The 536-nt window shown below is 68.1% G+C and carries 2 pseudogenes; both read right to left on the reverse strand.

What is annotated here, in order from left to right:
- A pseudogene (locus MBTS_RS23340) lies at positions 1 to 343 on the reverse strand (TVP38/TMEM64 family protein); the annotation flags it as partial.
- 22 nt (positions 344 to 365) lie between these two features.
- A pseudogene (locus tag MBTS_RS24185) lies at positions 366 to 536 on the reverse strand (SAM-dependent methyltransferase); the annotation flags it as partial.

The raw sequence follows: 536 nt of genomic DNA on the forward strand, positions 1-536 counted from the left end.
GGCCGATGGAGAAGACGATGGCCGCACCGGTCGTCGCCGAGACGAGGGCGATCCCCGCGCCTGTGGCGGCCCCGAACAGGAAACCCGACAGGATGGTCAGCACCAGCGAGGCCGGCACGGACACGATCACGCAGCCGATATAGACGAGGTAGGCGACCCCGATGGCTCGCGACCGGTTCTCGGCCACAGCCTCCATCAGCGTTGCGCGATAGGACAGCAGGCGGTCGAGGCTGAGAAGGTGCGGGGCGCCGGAAATGAGGACGCCCAGCGAGATGGCCACGAGGGCGAGGATCGGAAGCCACCGCAGGGCGCGGCGGAGGACGCCGCTCGAGTTGCGTGTCATGTCCCCGCTTCGCCGGGCCGGATCAGCCGGGCTTCCGCATCCTCAGGATCTTGAAGAAACCACCGGGGAAGGTCGGCGAGACGCCGATGAACTCGACGCCGTTGCGCCGCGCCCAGTCCTCGATGCGCGTCGACTTGAACGCCGAGGACCAGCCGATCTTGGTGCAGAGCGGCGCCACGATCTCCTCGACCTT

This window comes from Methylobacterium bullatum (assembly GCF_014845095.1).
GTDB classification, from domain to species: domain Bacteria; phylum Pseudomonadota; class Alphaproteobacteria; order Rhizobiales; family Beijerinckiaceae; genus Methylobacterium; species Methylobacterium bullatum.